The following is a 1,784-nucleotide window of genomic DNA, read 5'->3' on the forward strand; positions in this document are numbered from 1 at the left end:
TCATAGTGAGCATTAAAAAAGAGCATAAAACTCTCATCCATCACTGGCTCACCTTTATAGCCAACTTCGGGAATTTCTTCACCATTAAAAAAAACAGCGATCGCTCTCGCAAACCCCATACTCCACTGTTCTTCTGTCATTTGACCACCATCTGAATTGTACCAACCAATATCACTGACGGCTGATCCATGAATGGCCTGTCCTTGGAACCAACGGCGACGACGAAACACCGGATGACGACGACGGAAATGAATCAATTGACGGGTAAAATCTAATAAATCTGCATTACTATTTTGCAAATTCCAATCTAGCCAAGATAATTCATTATCCTGACAATAAGCATTATTATTTCCCTCTTGAGTGCGTCCCAATTCATCACCACTGACTAATCTGCAATTGGGTTATCTACAGTGACATATGTCTCAAAACAGGAAGCTTATGCACTAACGGGGGCGAGAAAACGCGATCAGCTAGATAGAGTCAGCATTACAGCGAATTGACTTTTGAGTTCCTGACAGTTTAGGTATAACTGTATAACACCTGTAAGTGATCGGACAAAATTAAAGTCCAATCTAATCAACGCTAGTTCTTTCTAGTCGTTGTTCATTTGAGATGAAATTGAAGTTAAATTCAAGGATTGGGAACCGTAAAAGAAGCCCAATCCTTTGAGTTTTGCTATTAACTAATGAGATTTTTTAGTTGCTCAGAATGACTAGATCAGGCAATCGAACACAATTGATCCTGATCAATTCTTTTCCAATACCCGTCTTTTTGCCTGTGATCAAACAAATATTGCGGGTTTATCGAGTCACATTCTGTATTAACTAGATCTCCTCGAATCAAATTTAGTTTACAAAAAATTTACATACTTTTAACTAGATCTTTACACAAGCCCCTATCTATTTAGACTCAATATAGATTACTTTGTGATAGAAGAATTTATAGCCGTGTTTTTACAGATTACAACTCACCTCGGTTTTAGGAGATTTTTATGGCAATTCTTAGTTTTACAGGACAAGCAAAACAAATTGACATTGATGATTTTTGGTTAGATGATGAAACGGGCGGCTCTGCCTATAAATATTCAAGCTGGTGGGCACCTGCTGCCAATCGCTTACAGTTTTTTAATGAAGCTCAAGATATCATCCTCTCACAAGACATCGAAATCAGCAATCCCCAAGATTGGGACGATCTCAATAATTTAGGAACGATTGCAGCCGGTACTGTTGTTGACAGTCATTTCATTTATATGAAAAATGACACAGGCAGCCGGCAAACATTTACGGCTACCTTCACTTTTGACAATCCGATTATTGGCTTCATGGCGGATGATGAGTTGTTTGGTAATGCAAGCTCGGAGCAAACTCTCAATAATAATGACGAATTGGTTGGCTATCGGGCTAGAGTAATACAAGATGGGAATACCCTAGAAGGGCCAAACAGTGGACTTCCTGAAGATACTGTCAAAATCTCGGGAGCCAATAACAATATTTTAGAAGTTACATTTACCAGTCAATCGGCCGTTGATCCTCTGCGGGTGATTACACTAGATTCTGGAACGGTAACAAACCCGAACCCAGTTAACCAAGCACCTACAGCTACAAACGATACAGACAGCACCGACGAAGATACAGCTATCAATATTAACGTCCTGACTAACGATAGCGACCCAGACGGTGATAGTCTCAACGTCAGTATGGTTGATGGTACGAACACCAAAGGTCAAGTTAGCATCAACACACGGTACATCAGCTATAACCCCACGGTCAATTCGATAATCTCGA

Annotated in this window: 1 protein-coding gene and 1 pseudogene; one reads left to right on the forward strand and one right to left on the reverse strand. The window is 40.0% G+C overall.

The window, feature by feature from the left end:
- Nucleotides 1-371: pseudogene (locus L8106_RS29070) on the reverse strand (glycogen debranching enzyme); the annotation flags it as partial.
- A 620-nt stretch (nucleotides 372-991) separates the two neighbouring features.
- Here L8106_RS29070 and L8106_RS29075 point away from each other — a divergent pair.
- The coding region (locus L8106_RS29075) for an Ig-like domain-containing protein (RefSeq protein ID WP_009788169.1) at nucleotides 992-1,784 on the forward strand (793 nt) is incomplete at its 3' end.

This window comes from Lyngbya sp. PCC 8106 (assembly GCF_000169095.1).
In the GTDB taxonomy this organism is placed as follows: Bacteria; Cyanobacteriota; Cyanobacteriia; order Cyanobacteriales; family Microcoleaceae; genus Capilliphycus.